The 22,558-nt window shown below is 51.9% G+C and carries 12 protein-coding genes and 1 pseudogene; 1 reads left to right on the forward strand and 12 read right to left on the reverse strand.

From position 1 onward, the window contains the following. Positions 1-3: 3 nt before the first annotated feature. Genes lipA through D5085_03460 form a run of 4 tightly spaced genes read right to left on the reverse strand, consistent with a single transcriptional unit; the run spans position 4 to position 4,736 of the window. On the reverse strand, positions 4-939 hold the full coding sequence (gene lipA, locus D5085_03445) for a lipoyl synthase (GenBank protein ID QEP42271.1): 936 nt from the start codon (positions 937-939) through the stop codon (positions 4-6). Next, positions 917-2,140 (reverse strand): sensor histidine kinase, encoded by a 1,224-nt coding sequence (locus tag D5085_03450; protein QEP42272.1) that lies wholly within the window; start codon positions 2,138-2,140, stop codon positions 917-919. The genes lipA and D5085_03450 overlap by 23 nt, the downstream gene beginning before the upstream one ends. A 27-nt stretch (positions 2,141-2,167) precedes the next feature. Continuing rightward, positions 2,168-3,598, reverse strand: coding sequence for a Glu/Leu/Phe/Val dehydrogenase (locus D5085_03455; protein QEP42273.1), 1,431 nt, complete (start codon positions 3,596-3,598; stop codon positions 2,168-2,170). Positions 3,599-3,620: 22 nt separating this feature from the next. After that, positions 3,621-4,736: a histidinol-phosphate transaminase gene (locus tag D5085_03460; protein ID QEP42274.1), complete on the reverse strand. Its 1,116-nt coding sequence runs from the start codon at positions 4,734-4,736 to the stop codon at positions 3,621-3,623. A 270-nt stretch (positions 4,737-5,006) separates the two neighbouring features. Here D5085_03460 and D5085_03465 point away from each other — a divergent pair, with 270 nt between their 5' ends. Next, positions 5,007-6,623, forward strand: coding sequence for a GAF domain-containing protein (locus tag D5085_03465; GenBank protein ID QEP45039.1), 1,617 nt, complete (start codon positions 5,007-5,009; stop codon positions 6,621-6,623). Here the strand turns inward: D5085_03465 and D5085_03470 are convergent. From D5085_03470 to D5085_03505, 8 genes and pseudogenes are all read right to left on the reverse strand, one after another. Continuing rightward, entirely contained in the window at positions 6,553-7,797 is a 1,245-nt protein-coding gene (locus D5085_03470; GenBank protein QEP42275.1) for a hypothetical protein, read from the reverse strand. The two genes, D5085_03465 and D5085_03470, sit on opposite strands and share 71 nt — an antisense overlap. Positions 7,798-7,821: 24 nt before the next feature. Beyond that, positions 7,822-11,790 (reverse strand): carboxypeptidase regulatory-like domain-containing protein, encoded by a 3,969-nt coding sequence (locus D5085_03475; protein ID QEP42276.1) that lies wholly within the window; start codon positions 11,788-11,790, stop codon positions 7,822-7,824. An 89-nt stretch (positions 11,791-11,879) separates the two neighbouring features. Further along, positions 11,880-12,986, reverse strand: coding sequence for a hypothetical protein (locus D5085_03480; GenBank protein QEP42277.1), 1,107 nt, complete (start codon positions 12,984-12,986; stop codon positions 11,880-11,882). Between the two features lie 731 nt (positions 12,987-13,717). After that, a pseudogene (locus D5085_03485) lies at positions 13,718-13,900 on the reverse strand (histidinol dehydrogenase). A gap of 138 nt (positions 13,901-14,038) precedes the next feature. Continuing rightward, complete coding sequence (locus D5085_03490; protein QEP42278.1) at positions 14,039-16,216, reverse strand: hypothetical protein; 2,178 nt, start codon at positions 16,214-16,216, stop codon at positions 14,039-14,041. Positions 16,217-16,668: 452 nt separating this feature from the next. After that, a complete protein-coding gene (gene hrpA, locus D5085_03495) occupies positions 16,669-20,442 on the reverse strand; it encodes an ATP-dependent RNA helicase HrpA (GenBank protein QEP42279.1) in 3,774 nt (1,257 codons plus the stop codon). Next, positions 20,442-21,347 carry a prenyltransferase gene (locus D5085_03500; protein ID QEP42280.1) on the reverse strand — a complete coding sequence of 302 codons (906 nt, stop codon included), beginning with the start codon at positions 21,345-21,347 and terminating at the stop codon, positions 20,442-20,444. The genes hrpA and D5085_03500 overlap by 1 nt, the downstream gene beginning before the upstream one ends. Before the next feature lie 8 nt (positions 21,348-21,355). Next, positions 21,356-22,453 carry a GGDEF domain-containing protein gene (locus tag D5085_03505; GenBank protein QEP42281.1) on the reverse strand — a complete coding sequence of 366 codons (1,098 nt, stop codon included), beginning with the start codon at positions 22,451-22,453 and terminating at the stop codon, positions 21,356-21,358. Positions 22,454-22,558: the final 105 nt, after the last annotated feature.

Genomic DNA, 22,558 nt, shown 5'->3' on the forward strand with positions numbered 1-22,558 from the left:
CATTCACTCCGTTAGTGGTAATGTTGATAGATCGGCATGATAGGAGCTACGAACCATCGGCGCTGATTGGACCCAAGGAAAGCCTATCTCTCGCGCCATCTGGCCATAGCTCTGAAACTCCACCGGGGTGACATAGCGTTTCACCGGTAGATGACATCGTCCCGGGCGCAGATACTGCCCCATCGCTATACGCTCCACCCCTACCTCGTACAGATCACGCAGCACCTGTTCGACCTCACTGTCGCTCTCGCCGAGCCCTAGCATGAGTGCCGATTTAGCCGCCACGCCATCAAGAGCGGCGGCCTGCTGTAGTAGCTCCAACGAGCGCTGATAACGACTCCCCTTGCGCACGGTCGCATAGAGCGAGGGGACGGTTTCAATATTGTGTCCCCAAACCCACCGTTTCCCCGCCGGTAGCACAGAGCGCAGTAGCGCCACCGCCTCAGCCTGGCAGTGGCGAAAATCGGGGGTTAATAGCTCCTGCCCGATAGCCGGATTGAGTGCGTAGAGGGCGGCCATCGTCGCGGCAAAGATCGCCGCTCCGCCATCGGCTAGCTCATCGCGGTTGACCGACGTGAGCACCACATAGCTAAGCCCCATCTGTTTAACCGCAGCGGCAACCCGCTGCGGTTCGTCGCGATCAACCGCGAGCGGTCGACCCGTTTTAACCGCACAAAAGCCGCAGGCACGGGTACAGATATCGCCAAGTAGCATAAAGGTGGCGCTCCCCTCGCTCCAACACTCCCCCCGATTAGGGCAACGAGCCGACTCACACACCGTATGGAGCTGCTGTCGATGGAGTGTTTTGGCGGTCACGCTATAGAGTGCGGCACCTAGGGGTTGTCGAATCCAAGCTGGCATACGAGAGACATTCACCTGAGCAGAGTGGTCAAACGGTGGCCGTTCAAACTCAGCCTCAGACAAAAGAGAGCCCCTCATTGATGCGTGTCAGCGGCAGCTCAAGCAGCAGGCGATTACCGCCAGAGCGGGGGATAATATTGAGCTGACCCCGATGAGCGTAGATAATCCGCCCCGCTAAGTTAAAGCGAAATTTATAGAAGTGGCTGCGCGCATCCTCTGACCACTCGCGATGGCGAAAGGGATCTTCAGCTAACAACTGCTCAATCTCCTGCTGCGACTTCGACTCCCCCCCATACTCAAAGCTAATGGCGGCCCGCTCCGCCTGTGGCTGCCACGAGATCAACAACGGTAGCTCAGGATCACTCTCAAATAGCAGATAGTCAAAAATAATTTCCAACGCATGGCGCATACGCAGACAGTCGATCTGAACCGAGAGCTCACCCCCTGCCTCAATGTGCAGCCTCTGGTGGCGCTCTACCAAGCGTTTGCGATAACAACTCGATAGCTCCTCAATGAGATCGCCGACCATGTAGGGCTGTAGATTAAGCTGTAGGGTATTCGATTCGAGTCGTGACAGATCGAGCAGATCGTTAAGCCAGCTTAACATCCGCTGGCCGCTGTTATGGATATGGCCGAAGTAGTCGCGGATCTGTTCTGGTGAGAGGTGGCGGTAACGATGTTCGCCCATAGAGGCAAAACTGAGGATACCGTGTAGCGGGCTGCGCATTTCGTGCGACATATAGCTCAAAAAACGGCTCCTAACCAGTGAGGCGCGATGGAGCTGATCTAGCGCCTGCTGTAGTTCAGCCGTGCGTTGTAGCACCAGATTATCGAGTTTTAGGGTTAGCTTGAGCATATCCTGCTGATAGCTCTCTAGTGCCTGCTCTCTAGCGGTCACATCGCTCACCGCGCCGTAGAGGCGCTGCGCCTCCCCCCTCACAGAGCGCTCAACGGCTAGGCGACACTCTAGTAGCTGCTGCTCGCCATCGGGTCGCCGCGTAGCGCCCAGATAGTCCTGTATCGAGCAGTTCGGATCACGCAGTAGTCTGTTAATTAACCGTCTTAACATCGACACCCCACTACCAGCTAGGCGCTCGGTCAGCGCATCGTAATCTAGCCGACTATCGAGTGGTAGCTGTAGTAGCGTCCTCAGACCCGATGAGAGCTCAAGCCGATAGTCAGGCAACGACAGCTCCCAGTAGCCGATCTGCAATAGCTGCTGTAGCCGTTCGAAGCGGCTACTCTCCACCGCAATCTCCCCCTCATCCTGATCAGTCATCAACAGCCATATAGTAACGGTTAAGGGCTAATAGATACCGATGTCAAGATAGGTGCGGGAGAGCTTCTTCAGCGCTACCATATATGCCGCCGAACGATAGTCATCGACCGAGGCGTGGCGTTGTCGCTCTAACAGCGTCTCCTGCAACGCCATTCGCATGGAGTCATCGAGCCCCGAACGGACCAAATCGAGCTCGCCGGCACCGCGCACGATACCATCCCGAATCCAGTTAGGCAGATCATTGCCACACCCAACCGACTCAATCGCATCGACAATCTGCTCGCCTCGTGACTCATCGAGCCGCCGCTCTAGCCGTCCAAAGCGCATGTGGGTTAGGTTACGAATCCACTCAAAGTAGGAGACCACCACCCCGCCTGCATTGACTAGCGCATCGGGTAGAATCGTCACGCCACGCTGGCGCAGCAGCTCATCGGCCTCAGCGGTCACCGGCCCATTCGCCGCCTCGGCAATGAGACGACACTGAATCCGATTGGCATTGTCGGCATGGATCACCCCCTCTAACGCCGCTGGAATCAGAATATCGCACGAGAGCTCCAGCGCCAGATTACCATCATTGAGCACCTCTTTAGCACCGGGGTAGCCGACAACGGTGCGGTGTTCGAGTTTATATTGATAGACCGCTTCGATATTGAGCCCATCGGGGTTAACAATCGCGCCACTCCTATCGGTCACAGCTATAATGGTCGCCCCATCCTCCTCCGATAGAAATTTGGCCGCGTGATAGCCGACATTACCAAAACCGTGAATGACTATCCGCTTTCCCCCAAGTCCCAGAGTTAGGCCGCTAGCGGCCACCTCCTCTGGCTGACGAAAGAACTCCCGTAACAGATACTGCACTCCGCGACCGGTCGCCTCGGTTCGCCCCCGAATGCCGCCATGCTCTACCGGTTTACCGGTCACACAGGCGCTATGGTTAATATCATCGGGGTGGAGATGTTTGTAGGTATCGGCGATCCAAGCCATCTCCCGCTGTCCGGTACCGACATCGGGGGCCGGTACATTAATCGCCGGCCCTAAAAAGCCCTTATCGGCCATTTCGCGGGCAAAGCGGCGAGTAATCTGCTGTAGCTCATCGCGGCTGTAACGGGCCGGGTTAATCCGTAACCCCCCCTTCGCGCCGCCAAAGGGGACATCGACGATGGCGCACTTATAGGTCATTAGCGCCGCGAGCGCCTCTACCTCTGCCTGATCGACATTTGGAGCGTAGCGAATGCCCCCTTTCGAGGGGAGTCGGTGGATACTATGCACCGCCCGCCAGCCGGTAAAGAGCTCAATACGACCCCCAATTGAGACCGGAAAGGTGACCTGGAGCACTGAGGTACAGCTACGAATCGCATCGGCAATCCCTTGATCCAGTCCGAGCAGATGCACTGCCCGCTCAACCATTTTATCTACGCTGCGGCGAAACGAAACCCCACTAATCTCTGTGCCACTCATCGCTATCCTCCTCTCAATTAAACTATAGTAGCTGCTGTTTAGCTAACCCATACGCTAGCGCTCGCAAAAAGGCCCCATTCTCCGCCTCTCTGCCAACTGTCACCCGCAGGCACTGCGTTAACAGCCCCCCTTGTGGGTGCAGATTTTTAACTAACACCCCTTGCGATTTTATATCGTTAAACAGCACATCGACCTCTCCCCGCAGCAGCCGCACCAAGATAAAGTTCGCCTGTGAGGGGTAGGGGTGCAGGGCCTCATAGTGACTCAACTGCTGGTAGAGCTGCTGGCGCTGTGCGCAAATATCAAGCGCCTGCTGCTCAAAATCGCTAGCGTGCTGTAGCGCGAAGCGGGCGGTGAGCTGGGTTAGGCTGTTGATATTATAGGGCAATCTTAGCTTATGTAGCTGCTCTATCCAGCGCGGATCCCCCACCAAAAAGCCGCAGCGCAGCCCCGCCACCCCCCATTTAGAGAGGGTTCCCATCAGTAGCAGGTTAGGGTAGCGTGACAGCTCCCCCATCCAGGTGCGTCCTGCGGTAAAGGGGGCGTAGGCCTCGTCGATGACCACTAGCCCGGGGGCGGCGTCAATCATGGCCTCAATATCGGCTTTTGACCAGAGATTACCGGTTGGGTTATTGGGGCAGGCGAGAAAGATTAGCGCCGGCTGCCGCGCCTCAATCGCACTGAGCATCGCCCCCCTATCGAGGCTAAAATCGCTCTGTAACGGCACACCACAAAACGACATCCCGACCAAGGTGGCAATCATGCGATACATCACAAACCCAGGCTCCGGCGCCAGAACCACCCGTCCAGGTGCCGCCACAGCCAGCGCTAGTAGCTGAATAATCTCATCTGAGCCGTTACCGGGTAGTAGCGCCAATCCGTCGTCAATGCGGTAGTGTCGTCGTAGCTGTTGCAGCAGCTCGGTTGCGTTCGGATCGGGGTAGCGGTTCAGGCTCAACTGCTGTAGCTCTGCCATCCACGCCTGCTGCCTCTCAACCGGCCACTCAAGCGGCCAGTTATAGGGGTTCTCCATCGCATCGAGCTTCACCATACCACCGGCAGGGGGCACATGATATGCGCTCAGTTGGCGAATGGGGGGGGCTATCCACCGCTCTATCTGCTGTTCTATCGTCGTCATGGGCGCATGGTAGCACACCCAGCGCCGTTGAGGTAATAGCGACCGCTGCCGATCTGAACGACAACATTGGGTTGCCATCTGGCCAAGATACGACCATAACCGCAGCAGCGGGGGGAGCAGCTAGAATTAGCACAAGAGTTGATTCACAACCACCTGCCCAAGCCCTACAATAGAACCCTGCTGCTGCAACGGCTCGAACAACTATTGCGCAGGTAATCTAACCCTTTCCATCGACACAAGAGGCAACCTAAGGTGACACTAGAGCGAGATATGCTGGATAGACTCGATCGACTAACCCAAATCGGCATCGCCCTCTCCAGCGAACGAGATATTAACCGACTCATAGAGATGATCCTCATTGGCGCTAAAGAGCTCACCTACGCCGATGGCGGCACCTTTTACACCGTCGATGATGAGGCGCGAGAGGTCAGAATGGAGATTGTCCGCACCGACTCGCTCAACTTTGCCATGGGGGGCACCACTGGGGTGGCCATCCCCTTTGCGCCGATCTCGCTCTACAACGAACAGGGCGACCCTAACCACCAGATGGTAGTGACCCACGCGGTACTGGCCGATAAGATGATTAACATCCCTGATGCCTATAACGCCACCGGTTTCGACTTCTCCGGCACCCAAAAATTTGATCAAAAGACCGGCTACCGCTCGCGCTCATTCCTAACGGTACCGATGAAAAACCATAAAAACGAAATTATCGGCGTGCTACAGCTACTCAATGCCATCCACCCCACCACCAAAGAGGTGATCCCCTTCTCCGACGAGGCAGCGCAGCTCACCGCCTCACTCGCCTCACAAGCGGCAATCGCCTTAACCAACCGGCGGCTAATTGCCGATCTAAATACCCTGTTAGAGTCGTTAATTCAACTTATCGCCACCGCCATCGACGAAAAATCGCCCTACACCGGCGGCCACTGCGAACGGGTCCCCCAAATCACCATGATGCTCGCCGAAGCGGCCCACCAGCAGCAGAGCGGCCCTTTTGCTCAGTTTCAGATGAGCGAAGAGGATCGTTACGAACTCAATGTGGCCGCCTGGCTGCACGACTGCGGCAAGCTCACCACCCCTGAATATGTCGTCGATAAGCGCACCAAACTAGAGACCATCTACGATCGCATCGAGACCGTCACCACCCGCATTGAACTGTTAAAGCGCGATGCCACCCTTAACGCCCTAGAGCAGCGGTTAGAGGCACTAAAACGGGGCGAGCCCGATCCGATCGCGCAGCTAGAGAGCCAATTAAACCAGATCCAACAGCAACTCGATGCCGAGGCGAGCTTTTTAGAGAGGGCCAACACCGGTGGCGAATTTATGGATGCCGCCGACCAACAGCGAGTACGCGATATCGGCCAGCAGATGATCACCCTTCGAGGGGAGCCCCGCCCGCTGCTAAATCCCGAAGAGATCGACAACTTAACGATCTCTCGCGGCACTCTAACCAAAGAGGAGCGCGATATTATTAACCACCATATCGTCGCCACTATCGATATGCTCAATACCCTCCCCTTCCCTAAACACCTAAGCCGAGTGCCCGAATATGCCGGCGGTCACCACGAACGGATCGACGGTAAGGGGTATCCGAAGGGGCTCACCGGCGAGCAGATGTCACTCCAGGCCAAAATGATGGCCATTGCCGATATCTTCGAAGCGCTCACCGCCCCAGACAGACCCTATAAAGAGGGTAAAAAGCTCTCCGAGGCGCTTAAAATTATGGGCTTTATGGCCGGTGAGGGGCATATCGATAAGCAGCTATTTAAGCTCTTTATCGATGAGAAAATTTATGCCCAGTACGCCGAGCGCTTTATCGCCCCGCACCAGGTGGATGAGATTGTGGCAGAGAGGATTCCGAACTACGATAAGCTGATCGATTAGTCGGCGCGTGACAGACGATATAGCCTAATGCCAGTAAGCTCAATAGCAGCAGCAGGGGATCGAATCGGTTTGACTCACGACTCACCATCACACAACCTGGGGCTGCATTGGCGTTATTGATACTGTCACAGTCACTATATCCGGGAGTGTTCTGATCTTTACCGACAGGACAGTCGCCGATGCCATCACCATCTAAATCGGCACTATAGCGCCAATCGAATGGAAATAGGTCGTCCTTATCCGATACACCATCATTATCGTCATCAGGATCATCAATATTGGCGATGCCATCTCCATCAATATCTAAATAGGGGCTATTAATTAAATCGTTATCTTTGGCGTAGCGTAACCTGAGCATGGTTGTTGAAACTGGCTCTCCCCTACTGTCTAAAATATATGGCGTCTTTCCAGCACCACCTGACGCATCTGGATCAAGCAGATAACCACTATCGGGATCAACCTGATAGATAATGCCTTGATAGATAAATTGAGTCAACTGTCCTGCTTGACTATAAATATCATCCTCCTCGTCAGGAATACCATCCCTATCGCGATCCGAATGGAAAGCGGCTGAGTAGGGAAAATCATCTTCAAAGTCATTATAACCATCATTATCATCATCAGGATCGACATCATTAGTTAATCCGTCACCATCAGTATCATATAGATAGTGATTTAGGGCATTTTTGTCGGTCTCATACGCCCAAGGTGAGAGCGTGCCAGCAGGAATCGCGGGATTATTCGGTGCAATATCGATTAAATCAGGATAGCCATCGCCATCGCTATCCTTTGTATATTTTGAGTTATAGGGAAAGGCATCATCGACATCATTAACGCCATCGTTATCGTCGTCTGGATCATCAAAATTCATTATGCCATCGCCATCTAAATCGTGCACCATACTATCGACAAGATACTTGCTTTTCTCATAGGTTAAATCGCAATAGTCTGAAGCGATAGTAGAGCTATTATTTAAATTATTGATAATCAAATTTGCACCTGAAACCTCTCCAATCACCGTTCCTAAAACGCCAGATTCATCTTTATTTAAATCGGCCAAGGCCATCTGCTCTGAACACTCCCCCTCCAGATAGGTGACAGCGGCTGAAACAGGTCGATAAATCAGCAGTAGCATTAAATAGACAAGACTAAATCCAAAGAGAGAGTACTTCATAGTTTTATCCTGTATAAAAATATATTATTGAGTGACTTGCATCGCAAATAATGGCATAGAGAAGGCTTTTGCACCATTTCTTCCTAAGCCATCCATCGGATTATCAGAGAGTAGCGGCTCCCAATCAGCCCAACGGTTACCATCTCTATCGGTAATATCTCTAAAGTCTAGCAATAGACAGTCATTCAAATTACCATCAATAGAGCAACGAGAGACTAGCCCACTTAACTGTCTCTTTATGGGTGTGACATCATAGTCTTCACAAGGCTCTATACCTAATGAGTAACTTAATACATCATCATCATCATCCGCCTTAGCAATAACCTCATCCAAATCATCGTGATAGCTATAAAAATAAAATTTTATCCCACTATCGCCAACGACAATTGGCTCATTAAAGCAGACGCTAATTATAGCTGTAGTTTCATTGTACTCAGCCGAAGTGACAAAGGGTGGAATGGCATCTCTAATCACCACTTCAGCTTGGCTCTGTCTGTTAGGTGTCAATATATTTGTTGGTAAATCTTCGACATTGAAATTCAACCGCACCCTATTGGCACTCGCCTCCTGTTGTAACGCCATGATATTGTTAATATGCAAAGTCACGACATCAACACTCTCACCTTCACTATTGAGTAGGTTATTTTCAACTTGCCACCTTTCAATATGATCACTCCCGCTAACACAGGTCAAGCCAGGGATACAGCGAATATCTTCACTAAACGCCACACTAATCGCTCTAGTAGAGCCTGAATCGACAGACAGTGAGCTATAGACTCGGTCACTTTGTGTCAAGTTATCAAGCAGATGTGGAGTAAGGTATAGATAGGGGATTCCGGGAGTATTGTTATAGGCATAGTTAAGCTCCCCCCCACCCGTAAAAGCGCTAAAGTAGTGTGAAGAGGTACCGAACCGATTTCGCGTCCCCAGCAGATAGCTATTTTGTAGAACCGGAAAGGGGGGGACATTATCAACCAACTCATTCAAATCGGATGAGTTAATAGGACGACACGCTTCACCTAAACCGCAGTTCTGCTCTACCCCAGTTAACTTTAGTGGTACGCCGCGGTTACCAAAGTGATCTATCGGGGTAATTTCGACTCTCTGCCCTATTGCCACAGGCGAAAGGATAAAATCAACCCTTTCAATATTGGGCTCCATAGAGAATAGTCGCTTGGAACTGCTCACCGTAGATAACGGCTTAACTTGGGCTGTTTTTGGGTACTGATAGACCGCCTCAATACGACTGACAGTTTTAGTAGCCTCAGGTGATTGCCCCGCTGAATCTAATACGGCAATTTCATAGCTCCAGTTACTTCTATCTTGATCACCAGAAAATGTCAACTTAACTCTAGCAACAGAGACTTGCAACTGTTCTGCGATACGACTATAAGGCTCTCCTCCTGCACGAAGATACTCTTTTAATCTCGATTCCGACTCGGGGCTATTTAACATTTCAATCCCATCGCCCATTGCACCAGAATCAAAGTTATCCAGAAACACCTCGTTAAAATTTTGCACTAAATAGGCGTCATCAATATCACTCGTATCGTCATAACGCATCTGAATCAGGCTCCCGGCAATTTTTGGTACTCCGGTATCTCGCATAGTACATAATTGAATCTTGACCGATTTTATATCCTCATCGCCTTTGGTAACATAATTTAGGTTGGTTAAGGTGGTAAGATTTTTTCCTGTCAGATCACGCCAATACCCCTCTAATAGATGAACATCAAAATTTGTCTGCCGATCAAGCACACCGGTAACTTGAATCGTTAACATGTTGATAGGAATATTATCAAACCTCTCTATTAGAGTTAAAATTGAGTTATATTTTGAGACTGCTATATTATACTCTTTCTGTGCCTGCTCCTGCACATCAATAGTTACATTCTCTAACGATGAAGAGCTAGCCCCCTCCATGGTATCGATCAGCCTATCAAAACTGATACCTACCCCATCAGAGAGCACTTTGTCAATTTCATCCTGAGCTTGTTGAACCATATCATAATTAAAATTGAGCACTTCCTGTTCGCCATCCCCCGCCGCCTCTTCTGCAGGCAACGCACTATTATTGACAAAGACACTAATCACATCGTTGCCCTGCCGCAAATCTTCGAGATCATTTACTACCGAAAAGCTATTATTTAAGATAGAGATAACCTCTGATAACCCATCAGAATCAGCCGCTAGTTCAATATAATTACCAATATTCCGTCTCAAACTAATCGCAGCATTCAAAACACTACTAAACTCTGTCTGATACGCTTCAAAATAGGGTAGTGATGTATTGTAGTAAGAGGTATTTCTAATCATTACATTGTCACGCTGTATGTCGGTTAGCCCAACGCTAGGTTCTGAAATGTTATCAAATATATCCTTAAAACGGCTCAACATATTTTTTAGGTTGGTAATCGATTCGGATAGAGTTTGCATATCGAGCAGCAGATCATCCGCCTCTTTTTTCAATAACTCTGCTTGATCAACGACAATTTGGGCATCATCCAACTTTTGTGTAATTTCACTTGCCTGATTTAAAGAGGTAACAGAAACAGCAACCGGTTCCACAATTCGAGTATCATTCTCATTATCACTCCATTTTCTTATCACCACTGCGCTATCCCAATCTAAATTAGGCACATCTGCAATCGCCTCACTCAGAAAAATCTCAATTTTGCCAATGTTAGCATTCACATTCGTCGTCGAGATATTTTCAATGCCTAGGGCTAATTGAGCCCGATTAGGTAACGGGTTCCCTAACGAGTCGTTACAACTGCCGGGGACTAGGTTATTGATTGCGGTAATATAGGGGGCTTCCCCATCTCTATCCACAACTGTCACATCGATATAGCCTAAATCGATATCGACACCTGGAGTCGTCAAAAAGTCGGCATTAGTTTCAGCTTTGGTTCCATTGAAGCGTTGAATCGATTTAACCTCATATCTTAATAGGCTTTGGGCATCAACAGACTCCACAACTAGAGTAAATTGAGCGTTAGCTGGTACATTTTCAAAGACAAAAGCCCCGTTACTCTGCTTTGTTAGTTGCAACTCATATAGAGAACGACTACCCAAAGTGATATTAGGGTTATTTTGAGTATCATAACTGGTGGAAATAGTGCTGGAATTCAGTTCGGAGCTGTTATTTGATGGCGTTAAATAGTGCAGAAAATCAAAATCTTCGTCTAAAATTATTTTGATGGTTACTTCATCGAGTGGTGCCTTCGTTACGGCATCTCTAACGATACCGGTCACTTGGGCGGCGGAAACAAAGACGCGGCCTAAATCGAGTGGACTATTTTCAGAGAGGGTGAAATCGGATTCTGGGGTTGTCGATGGTAAATTATCTCCCTCAACACCCACCACTCCCATTCCGGCCACCACCAGATTGAGAGGGTGCTCAACCGGCACACCGATAAATGAGAACTCCCCATCATCACCACTGACCGTTTGGAACTGCGTCTTATCAAATATCAACGAAACCCCTGCTGCGGTCGCGATATTTGGCAATGCAAGCTCAAGAGGTCGTTGCGCGATAACGGTATTGTTTTGATCCCGCAGTGTTCCACTCACTGTACCGGTCATAGAGGGCAAATGAATGGTGGCCACTGTACCACTCCAGCCATCCGCGCTCAGTGTGGGAGTCAATAGCACAGTCACAGAGGGGTAGTTAGGCGCACTAATCGCTAGCTCCACCTCGCCGGTATCGGAGAGTAGGCCATTCGCATCAATCTTACTAAAGGTGTAACGACCATTGGTATCAGTCGATTCAATCCGATTTTTGGTCTTAACGACTGCCCCTGCTATCGGAAAACCATCTAGGGTACGGACGACTCCTGTTAAGGAGAGATCAGAAGGCTCGATCCCTCCCGTTGCGAAAGAGGCAACTCCAGTGGGCTCGGCCGTCCCTGCATCAGAATCACTACTGCTGTTACAACCACTTATGCTCAGCCATACCAAGACTAAGCCCAAGAGTCCAAATGTTCTGTACATCGCCTGTTTTCTCCATTAAAACACTTATCACTCTTTTGATCGGCAGCTAATGGAGAGAACTTGAGCGATATTGGCTGTTAATTGCTCCGTTAAACTTTAAGATCGATCTGCTGCATGGTACCGGCGTGGCCGCTCTCCATTAGATAGAGGCCGGTATGACGCACCTGCGCTAGGGTATCGTTATTAGAGTCGGTAATGCGGTGGGGGGTCTCTTGGCGCCCGAGGTAGAGCGCCCCGACACCACTTTGGGCTAGTGTGCTGAGGTTACCCTGCTCATCGCCGTTCCACAGCCGCAGTTTGACAAAGATGGTGTCGTTCTCATCAATCCAGCCGTTACCATCGCCATCATAGGCGGCGAGATCGGCGTAGGCGTCGCCACTAATGGCACCGAATAGTTCGGTGCCATTGTTCACTCGGCCATCGTTGTTGTTATCGAGCGCTAGCATCACATTGCCTCCAGTCAGTTTGGCGATATTTTCCATCTTGCCATCGGCATCGAGATCGAAGTTAAATCGTTCGGTTTCAGAGAGTGAGGTCGGCCCGCCGCCTAGGTTAAGGACTAGCGGATCTTTGAGGGCATCTCCCGCCTTTAGTGAGACCGATTCATAGGTCAGATACTCTCGGCTCATCTCTAGTTGCACATCTAGGTTAATTTGTCGCCCATCGGCCAGCTCCACCACGCCTTGGGCGTGAAAACCGCTCTTTTCCGACTCAAAATAGCTCTCTTCATAGTGGTACTCCATCCCCCACCCTTCGCGTTCATTAGCAGCACTTTCGCCTTTTTTCGCTCTATCCTCTGCCGGTAGGTCGGCGATTTCGCTATGTTTGGTCGGTGTTAGATCGTTCGCATCGAATAGCTCCATCTTTTTGCCGGTCATCTTCTCGACTAGCATCTGTACTAGCGAGGCTTTCATGTTGTAGGCCCACTCCTCCATGCTTTTGGGGGCCGCCTCATCACCCTCCTCCTCTGCCACTGCGCCGCTGTGGTTGATTCTCGATGCCTGTTCTGTCCGAGGGGGTAGTTCGATTGGCGGGCTCACTCGCTGCGGTGCGGCCGCTGGAGGTGTTGCCGCTAGCGCTCTTGGTGCGGCACCTCTTGCGTCATCTACCCAAAAGTGGAACTGTTCGCTCTTTTGATGTAATGAGAGCTGAGTGTGTTGGCTCTGCATGGCAATCGCGCTGTTGTTAATAATCATGGCACTTTTCTCCGGCTCAAAGAGGTTAATCGACAGAAGAGAGACTTTTCTTAAATCAGTATCCGTTTTAGCGGCTCTTGAGGCGGTTTCTTCAGTGTGGTAGCTATGGTAACTATGTAATGAATCGGTTGGGGGGAGTCTCTGTTCGTTCCTGCTTGCTGCGGTGGGTGAGCAGAGTCATTAGTAAGTTCGTGTATAGCAGGATCAAAAAAGGCAGCCCGAAGGCTGCCTTTTTCAGATCTTCCTGATCTTAATTATCAAAACTATTTGTAAACGGATTAACAGTATAGTTCGGATTAGTCGGTGCAGTACGACTACTTACTTCGCTAGGAACAGTTGTTCCCGTCGGTAAGATAAACGGATTTGCTGCAAAAGTTTTAATTTCAGCAGAAGCCTCAGTGGCTGTATCGGTTGCAGTCGCAGTAGCTGTCCCTGTGTTAGTTGCAGTAGCTGTCCCTGTACTAGTTGCAGTGGTTGTCCCTGTACTAGTTGCAGTGGTTGTCCCTGTGCTAGTTGCAGTGGTTGTCCCTGTGCTAGTTGCAGTGGTTGTCCCTGTGCTAGTTGCAGTGGTTGTCCCTGTGCTAGTTGCAGTGGTTGTCCCTGTGCTAGTTGCAGTGGTTGTCCCTGTACTAGTTGCAGTGGTTGTCCCCGTCAGTGGCTGTATCGGTTGCAGTCGCAGTAGCTGTCCCTGTGTTAGTTGCAGTAGCTGTCCCTGTACTAGTTGCAGTGGTTGTCCCTGTACTAGTTGCAGTGGTTGTCCCTGTGCTAGTTGCAGTGGTTGTCCCTGTGCTAGTTGCAGTGGTTGTCCCTGTGCTAGTTGCAGTGGTTGTCCCTGTGCTAGTTGCAGTGGTTGTCCCTGTGCTAGTTGCAGTGGTTGTCCCTGTACTAGTTGCAGTGGTTGTCCCCGTACCGGTGTCGGTAGCAGTCTCAGTAGAGGTAGCATTATCGTCATCGCTATCACTACATGCTGCCAAAGAGATCGACAGCAATGCAGCTAACAGGAGACGAAATGGCATTCTATATTTCGTCATAGTTGGAGTGCTCCTATTCAATTAATCATTACGATGGGCAGGAACGATGCGGCTGTTACCATTAGCATCAGTAGTGAGCGTCATTACCACAACTGGAGCTCTTACTAAAGCTGCTTCATTAGCATACATAGCATCGTCAGCAGCAGCCACGCCACTTCGATTTGCAGCATTAGCTACCGAACCTAGAGTAGTCGTACACATATCAGCAAAGGAGACCTGATACCAACCTTTAGTAGAATACCACAGGCTATTAGCTACGCCGCTTTGAGTGTCAGATACTAAGTTGACTTCAAAGGGAATACCTGTTGGAGCAACTGTTTGACCAGAGCCAATATCTCCAGAGAACACATCAGTGGTAAAGTTCTGTGCCGGTGTAAAGCGACGCTCGTGAGTGTCATAGCTGGTTACCGTATATTGAACCTGAGCTGTGCCATTACAAGCTGCGTCACGAGTACCAAAAATAAAGCTATCAGAGCCTGTCCCTGCGTTAAGAGCAACCGGTGCAACAGCCGTCACCATTCCTGATGTATTGGTAGTATAGGTTACAGCCGGACTGTTACCCGCAGCAGCCAGACCGGCCGCATCATTGGCACCATAATGGTTCCAATAACTCATACCATTAGCAACAATAGCGCCATCATTAAACTCCTGAATCATATTGTAGAGTTCTTGACGGAAGCCATAGTCATAGTCGTAGTGGCTTAAGTTAGTATCGTAGTCGTTGGTATTACGATCACTACTAGCATTATCATTCACATAGTCGATAAATGTTGCCAAAGTAGTGGTTGTGGGCAGAGAACCAATGGTAATGGGGTCAATACCCACATCCAAACCTCTGAATGAGCTAGTTTCAGAAGCATTAATTTGGTTAACTGTCGCATAGTCTGGTGAATTAGCCGGAAGGTGACGATATTTAGTCGGGAAGGTCACAATCAACAGACTCTCAGCATCACCAGCAGGAATGTCTGTATTGGTATTGTTAACCGACTTCTCCATACTATCGTAGGTACCGATAAAGCTAGCCGCACTTAAAGCCCGGTCAATCATGTTAATGTTATCGGTTGCCTGACCCGTTGCAGTAATGGCAGTTACAGCACCGGGAGCACCTGTTAAATCGATATCGTTAACAGCGCCAAAACGAACCCCTAAAGGCACATCATTTTCAGTCACCACATCAAATAGCGGGTTATCGATAACACCAGTACGGTCATCAAGATCTAAGACATCACCATCACCATTAGCATCAGCAGGGGCTGCAGTATCGTCTAGTGCAATCATGTGGTAGTGAAAAGGAGAGGCTTTATCAGCCAGTTTAACCACCACCTCACCAAAGAGCTGAATACGATCATCACTGGTATCTAGGCAGTAGTCTTCGGTATTGTTATTGCTGGTTTCAACATTGACACCACTAGCATAAACAGGGATACCATTGGAAGATATACAGTTAGCTGTATCATTAAAGTTTGTAGGATGAGTTGATGGGACAGGTAGATAGCCATCGTACATACCACCTTTATTCACACCACCAACAGTTGTTGTCTGACCACCACCAGATGTAATCGTTTCAGGGTTAGCGGCTGCAGCACTATTGAATACGACATTATCGATATCGAACAGAATCTCTTTCGGCATAGCACGAGCAATAAAATTCTCATTATTGGCCGAATAGCTGCGGTTTGCACCATTGCCGATTGCATCATTATCGTTATAAACAGCATAAACACCCAAAATTTCCACATGACCTAAGGTGCGGGTATCAGGGAAAGTTGACTTAAATAACGGTTGTGTATGAGGAGCTGCCGGCGAGGGAAATTTACCAGTAGTCGGTGTACCATCGGTACCGCCATTGGCATCGGTATAACCCACCAACATTGAGTCATCATCACTGACTAGGACAACCCGACCATCGGTATCTGTTTTAACAGTTCCGATCCACTCATCACCTGGTGACAGATAGAGTAAGAAGTTCAATAGATCGAGCGAATTTTCAGCAGAACGGAAAGAGACATGCGCTTTCACCGCAATATCGAGACTTGGATTGACCACACGAAACTCTGTGGTTTGACCATTTGCCGCAGCATAGATGGGTGCCAGCAACAGCTGACCGCGATTATCTTGGTCAATTTGAATCGCCTGCGCACTCATGCTTGCGGTAGCAGCCAGAACGGAAGCAGCTAAAGCCTTACGAGCAAATTTCATTGTTTCATTACTCCACTTGGTTTAAAAACAAAAACTTAAAAAAATTGTTAATTGCAGTAAATGCAGTTTGTTCACCACACACAACCTGCCTGTTCCCAAACTGTGAGGTTGGCTACTTATAGCGCCTTAAACCGAAATGCACAGCCAGAAAAGCAACAGTTGCCGACACAGTACCACTTTTTCGGCACGGTTTCAAGATACAGCGCAACGAAAAGAGTCCAGCTAAAGACCCCCACCTAGCTGTAAATCAAGGTGGATACTAAAGCAAACAATGGCCAATGGCAAAACTTTTTTCTTTTTTTTGTTAGCCAGTTAACAAAATAATTTAAGGTAACTACTTAAACAGAGCCGACACGGGGGATTACCCCACCCAACTTGCGGTTTTTGCAGTTAATTTCTTTATTGAGTGCTCGCCTAACCTGCTCTGTTGCCCTGCTCACGCTAACTAACGCTTAAAAGGCCTCTAACTGCCCCTGCAACCGCTTTACCGACACCTTACCTAACACCCCCAACTGCTGGGCAAATAGCGATAGCCGCAACTCCTCTAGCCACCAACGAAACTCAACCAGCTCCGCTGGCCTCTCCCTCTGGCCACGCTGCTGCGCCTGAGCCAACTTCTGCTGCCACTGTCGGCTAAGCTGCTCGATTTGGCGCTGCGCCTCCCGCTCACGCGCCAGATTCTGCCCCATCTTCTCATAACGCAGCGCCATCCCCTGTAGATAGATAGCCAGCCTCGGTAACCACTGCGGCGGAGTGTGGCTAATAAAATCAGGATAGATCAACCCCTGTAGCTGCTGCTCCATATCGGTTAGCTGCTCTAAATAGCTTGGCGGTAGCGCCTTTTTGAGTAGCTTACGACACTGCTGCTGCTGTTGTAGGGCGGCGACGACGGCATGAACCATCGCTGCCGCCGTCTCATGCAGTCGTGGGGCGAGTTCGCTTTGTAGCCGCTCAAACGCGGTGGCCGAGCGCGGTAGTGGGTGCTGTGACTGCGTTATGAGGTGGTGCAGGGTCGCTAACCAGAGCTGTTCGGTTAGCTGTTGGCAGCTCCCGAGCGGAGCGTAGAGTAGGCACGCCTGCTGCAACGGCTGCTGTAGCGATTTGGCCACCCCTTTAAATCGTTGCGCCTCTGTCAGCCGTAGCAGTCGCCACACCCCCTGTCGATGCGCTTCAGCGGCTTGGTGTCGATTATCGAACCGCTGTAGCTCGACCCCATCGCCACAATCGACTAGCGCCGGCCACGCTTGGTAATGAATCCCATGCTGCTGCCGCTGTTCGACCTCGGCTATCTCTCCTATCTGCCAACTTTGGTAACGACACGGCTGGGCAGGGAGTCTGGCGCTAGCCGCCACACCCTCTGTCGTAGGGTTAAACTGCTGCTGTAGCTGCTGTCGCGCCTGCGGGCCATAGGCTCGTTGTAGTGCGATAAGATCACGACTCTCGGCCACCACTCTGTTGCGTTCGTTTTGGAGCTGAAAGTTAAACTGTAGATGGTCACTGACCCGCTCAGGACGAAAGGCCTCTGGTGGTACCTCGACACCGGTCATCCGCTGTAACTCATGGCTCATCGCCGCAAGTAGTGGCTGACGCCCAAACTCAAGTCGCTGCTGTAGCGCTCTGGCAAAGTCGGTCGTCGGCACAAAGTTGCGTCGCAGCGCCTTAGGGAGCGACTTTAGCAGCGCCACTAGCCTCTCGTAGAGCATCCCCGGCACTAACCACTCAAACGGCTCCAGCGTGAGCTGAGTCAGCAGCGGTAGCGGCACAATCGCCGTCACCCCATCGGCCTTATGGCTCGGATCGAAGTGGTAGGTTAGCCGTAGCTGACAGCCATCGAGCTGTAGCTGATCGGGGTAGAGGTGGATATCGCTCGGGAGCTGCTGCTGCACATCTTCGCGCTGTAGATAGAGTCGTTCTGGATCGGCCTGTTTGGCGTACCAGCTATGAAATGAGCGGCTGTCGCGCACCTGCGCCGGTAGCCTTTGATCATAAAATTGGTACAAGGTAGCGGCATCGACCAAAATATCGCGCCGTCGCGCCTTCGCCTCTAGCTGCTCAATCTCGGCCACTAGGCTACGGTTGGCGGCTAAAAAGGGCTCAGTGGTCTCAAAATCGCCCTCCACTAGCGCTTGGCGGATAAAGATCTCGCGCGCTAGTTCGGGATCGACCGGCCCATAATCGACCCGTCGTCGCGCCACAATAATCAGCCCATTGAGTGTCACCTGCTCCCAGGCCGAGACCCGTCCCCGTCGTCGCTCCCAGTGCGGATCGGCGTAGCTTCGTTTGACTAGGTGGCCGGCTAACGGTTCGAGCCACTCTACCTCAATCGCCGCCACCGTACGACCAAAGCGGCGCGAGGTCTCGACTAGCTCGGCGGCCACAATCCAGTCCGCCCGCTGGCTAACGCCGCTACCTGGGAAGATATCGAACCGCATCCCCTTGCCCCCCAGATAGCGCTCTTGTGGCCGTTTCCCCCGCTTTTTGCCCTCTTTGGGGCTCTCCCCCTCGGCCTCGGATCTATCTTTGTAGCCGATATGGGCTAATAGCCCCGTTAATAGCGAGCGATGAATAGCACCATAGTCAGCCGGTTGACGGTTAAAAATCCAGTTAAGCTGCCGCGCCTGCTCGGTTAGCTGCCGCACAATATCGCGCCACTCGCGCCAGCGCAGCCAGTTGAGAAACGATTGACGACAGAGCTTGCGTAGCTGGTTCTGGCTCACTATCTGCTGCTGCTCGTTGAGATAGGCCCAAAGATTGAGCAGGGTGATAAAGTCGGAGCGGCTGTCGTTAAAGGGTTGGTGCGCCTGGTCAGCCTGCTGCTGCTTATCGGCGGGGCGCTCCCGTAGATCGGGGAGCGAGAGCGCGGCGGCGAGCACGACCCCCTCCTGCAGCGCCCCCTCCTTCGCGGCGGCGATTAAGAGTCGCCCTAAACGGGGATCGACCGGTAGCTGCGCTAATTGGCGACCGATGGCGCTAAGCCGGCGCTGCTCGTCGATAGCGCCTAGCTCGTAGAGTAGCTGATACCCCTCGCGAATCGCTCGCCCCTCAGGGGGGTCGATAAAGGCGAACTGCTCAATCTTACCGAGCCGCAGCAGCGCCATCTGTAGCATCACACTAGCGAGATTCACCCGCTGAATCTCTGGGGTCGGAAAGGGATCGCGACCGTTAAAATCCTCTTCGCTATAGAGCCGAATCGCCACCCCCGCCGCGACACGGCCACAGCGACCGGAGCGCTGGTTCGCCGAGGCTTGCGAAATCGCCTCAATCGGCAGCCGCTGAACCCCCGTCCGATGGCTGTAGCGGCTAATGCGGGCGAGACCGCTATCGATGACAAATCGAATCCCCGGCACCGTAAGCGAGGTTTCGGCCACATTGGTCGCCAACACAATACGACGGCCAGTATGGGAGCGAAAGATACGATCTTGGTCGCGAATTGAGAGCCGCGAGTAGAGTGGCAGCGTCTCGGTTTGACGCAAATTGGCTTTGGCCAGCAGCTCCCCCACCTCACGAATATCGCGCTCACCAGCGAGAAAGACCAAAATATCGCCCAGCGGATCGAGCCGAGTTAGCTCATGCACCGCCTCTAACACGGCGGTGGGCAGATCACCCTCTTCCCCCGTCGGTGGCCGATAAAGGATCTCGACCGGATAGCAGCGACCGGAGACTTCGATAATCGGTGCCTGGTTAAAAAAGGCGCTAAAGCGGGCGGTATTAATCGTCGCCGAGGTGATAATTAGTTTTAGATCGCGCCGCCGAGCTAGGAGCTGCTTTAACACCCCTAATAGAAAGTCGATATTGAGTGAGCGTTCGTGCGCCTCATCAATAATCAGCACCTCATAGCGCCTGAGCCAGCGATCTTGCTGGAGCTCGGCTAAGAGAATGCCATCGGTCATCAGTTTGATACGGCTACGGTTTGAGAGGAGATCGTTAAAGCGCACCTTATAGCCGACCAGCTCCCCTAGCGGCGTATTGAGCTCGGTCGCAATCCGCTCGGCAACACTGCGGGCGGCGATGCGACGCGGCTGGGTATGGCCGATGACCCCCGCAGTACCGTAGCCGAGCTCTAAACAGATTTTCGGAAGTTGGGTCGTCTTACCCGAGCCGGTTTCGCCGGCGATCACCACCACTTGGTGTGCGCGAATAGCAGCTGCGATATCGTGCCGCCGAGCACTGACCGGCAGCGACTCAGGGTAGTCGATAGTCACCGACAGCTCTCCGTTAGCCCCCATTAAAACCAGAAACCGGCACTAATTAGCAGCGGCGTGCCCACCACCACCACCACATTTTTCCATAGATGCGATTGCAACTGCGCCACCTCCTCATGCCAGCGCCACACCGCCCGCACCGCACTCAAGGCCAACGGTAGAGTCACCAGCCCTAAAAGAGTCCCTAGCGGCAGACGGCCAGTCACAATGGCATAGAGTAGGGTCGCATAGGCCAGCCCCATTAACAGAGTGTAGATCTGTGCTCCGGTTCGAGTACCGTAGGCGATTAGCAGATGGTAGCGCCCGGCGGCTCGATCGGCCTCAATGTCGGGATACTGATTCAGCAGCAGCAGATTACTAACCAAAAAGAGGGTAATGAGCGACAGCAGCAGCGCATTCACCGTCATCGCCCCAGTCAACAGCAGGGTGGTGCCGAGCACTATCACCGGCCCAAAACCGATCCCAGGGGCGAGCAGACAGAGCCAAGGGGAGCGGGTTAAGTAGCGACTATAGAGCACAATCAGCGCCAGCCCCACCGCCCCTATCACCAACAGCGGCCACCCCTGATGCAAAACAAACCAGAGCCCTAACACCACCGTCACCGCGACAGCGCCCCAGCCGAGATAGTTAGCCGCCGGCAGTAGCTCCGGTCTAGCCGGTAGAGTACCGCTGCCGCCACTAAAGGGGGTGCGTTGCGTCATCTTATCGAGTCCGCTAGTGAAGTCATCGACCTCATTGAGTACATTCACCGCAATATGGGCCGCCACCGCCAGCAGGGTGACCAGAAAAATGGCGCTAAAGTTGAGCCGATAGCCAAACGACTCAACCAACACCACCGCCTGTAGCACACTCACCAGCGCCAGCGGCAAAAAGGGGAGCCGCATCACGCCCCACAATGTGGGGGAACTCTCTGTTTTTTTACCAGCCATAAGCGTCACTACTCACCGTTAGCACTACTGGGGCCACTGGCAATTTCGATCCGATCCCGCCCCCTATATTTTGCCCGATAGAGCGCCCGATCAGCGCGATGTTTCAGCAGCTCTAGCCGCTCATTGCGCTCCTCAAGCGTGGCCAGACCGACACTGGCGGTGACGGAGAAGTTTTCGTTATCGCGACTATACTCTAACGAGGCGATCGCGTGACGAATGCGTTGCGCCACCGTCACCGCCAGATCGACCCCACTCCCCGGTAGCAGCACCATAAACTTATCGGCCCCATAGCGGGCTAGCATATCGTCCTGACGCAACACCTGCTCTATCTGACGCACACTCCGCTGTAGTACCGTATTGCCCATCTCCTGCCCAAAGCGGCTCTCAACCCAGTGGAAGGCGTCCAGATCGATAAACAGTAGCGAGAGCGACTCCTGCCGCTTCTCTGCTAGCAACAGGCGCTCATTGGCCATCTCATCAAAAGTTGTCATATCGAGACACCCCGTCACCACATCGCGCGTCCCCTGCCGCTCGACCAGTACCGAGTGTTGCCGCATTAAGATCGCCAACTCTATCATTTTGGTGCTATAGAGATGGAACACCACCGCCATCACCGTCAGGCTCACCATATAGGTTAAGGTTGCATGCACGGTAAAATTGAGCAGGCCATAACTAATCGCCACCCCGTTCACGACCAGCGATACCAGCAGCACCAAGTAGCCGGTCTGGGCATCGGCCAACATAAACGCAAATAGGATCAGCAGCACAAACCAGATCGGCCGCATACTATCTTGCGGTACCAAAATGAGCACCAATACCAGTTCGATAAGCACCCACAACAAGAACAGATAGACCACCGGGTAGTAGCTGCGCTTAGAGCGACGCAGATAGAGCAGCATCAGCCCTAACCCCAAGATAAACCCCCAGTTAAGAGAGGCAAAAGGGTGCCCGAGCAGATGGATATCGGCCCCATCGAGCAGAGCAAATCCACTCGCCACCACGAGCGAGATGGTAATTAGCCGGTTCAGTAACCGAAACCGAAAGCCGAAAAACTCCTCACCACTGTTAAAATGGTGGCCACTATTATCGATATCACTATCCGTCATCACACACTCCCCATTACCCTAAATGAATGTCACGCCCCAAGCCACAGCCACCTGCCAACTCCCCCCTGCCCACAAAATAGGATATAGTATGCCACAGCCGTCACA

It is taken from the genome of Ectothiorhodospiraceae bacterium BW-2 (genome assembly GCA_008375315.1).
GTDB lineage: Bacteria > Pseudomonadota > Gammaproteobacteria > Thiohalomonadales > Thiohalomonadaceae > BW-2.

Coding starts and splice junctions, on each gene's coding strand:
- D5085_03500 (QEP42280.1), bottom strand. CDS start 21,347: ATGGCTGGTAAAAAAACAGAGAGTTCCCCCACATTGTGGGGCGTGATG.
- D5085_03470 (QEP42275.1), bottom strand. CDS start 7,797: ATGAAGTACTCTCTCTTTGGATTTAGTCTTGTCTATTTAATGCTACTG.
- D5085_03480 (QEP42277.1), bottom strand. CDS start 12,986: ATGATTATTAACAACAGCGCGATTGCCATGCAGAGCCAACACACTCAG.
- D5085_03455 (QEP42273.1), bottom strand. CDS start 3,598: ATGAGTGGCACAGAGATTAGTGGGGTTTCGTTTCGCCGCAGCGTAGAT.
- D5085_03465 (QEP45039.1), top strand. CDS start 5,007: ATGCTGGATAGACTCGATCGACTAACCCAAATCGGCATCGCCCTCTCC.
- D5085_03460 (QEP42274.1), bottom strand. CDS start 4,736: ATGACGACGATAGAACAGCAGATAGAGCGGTGGATAGCCCCCCCCATT.
- D5085_03505 (QEP42281.1), bottom strand. CDS start 22,453: ATGACGGATAGTGATATCGATAATAGTGGCCACCATTTTAACAGTGGT.
- D5085_03475 (QEP42276.1), bottom strand. CDS start 11,790: ATGTACAGAACATTTGGACTCTTGGGCTTAGTCTTGGTATGGCTGAGC.
- lipA (QEP42271.1), bottom strand. CDS start 939: ATGAGGGGCTCTCTTTTGTCTGAGGCTGAGTTTGAACGGCCACCGTTT.
- hrpA (QEP42279.1), bottom strand. CDS start 20,442: ATGGGGGCTAACGGAGAGCTGTCGGTGACTATCGACTACCCTGAGTCG.
- D5085_03490 (QEP42278.1), bottom strand. CDS start 16,216: ATGAAATTTGCTCGTAAGGCTTTAGCTGCTTCCGTTCTGGCTGCTACC.
- D5085_03450 (QEP42272.1), bottom strand. CDS start 2,140: ATGACTGATCAGGATGAGGGGGAGATTGCGGTGGAGAGTAGCCGCTTC.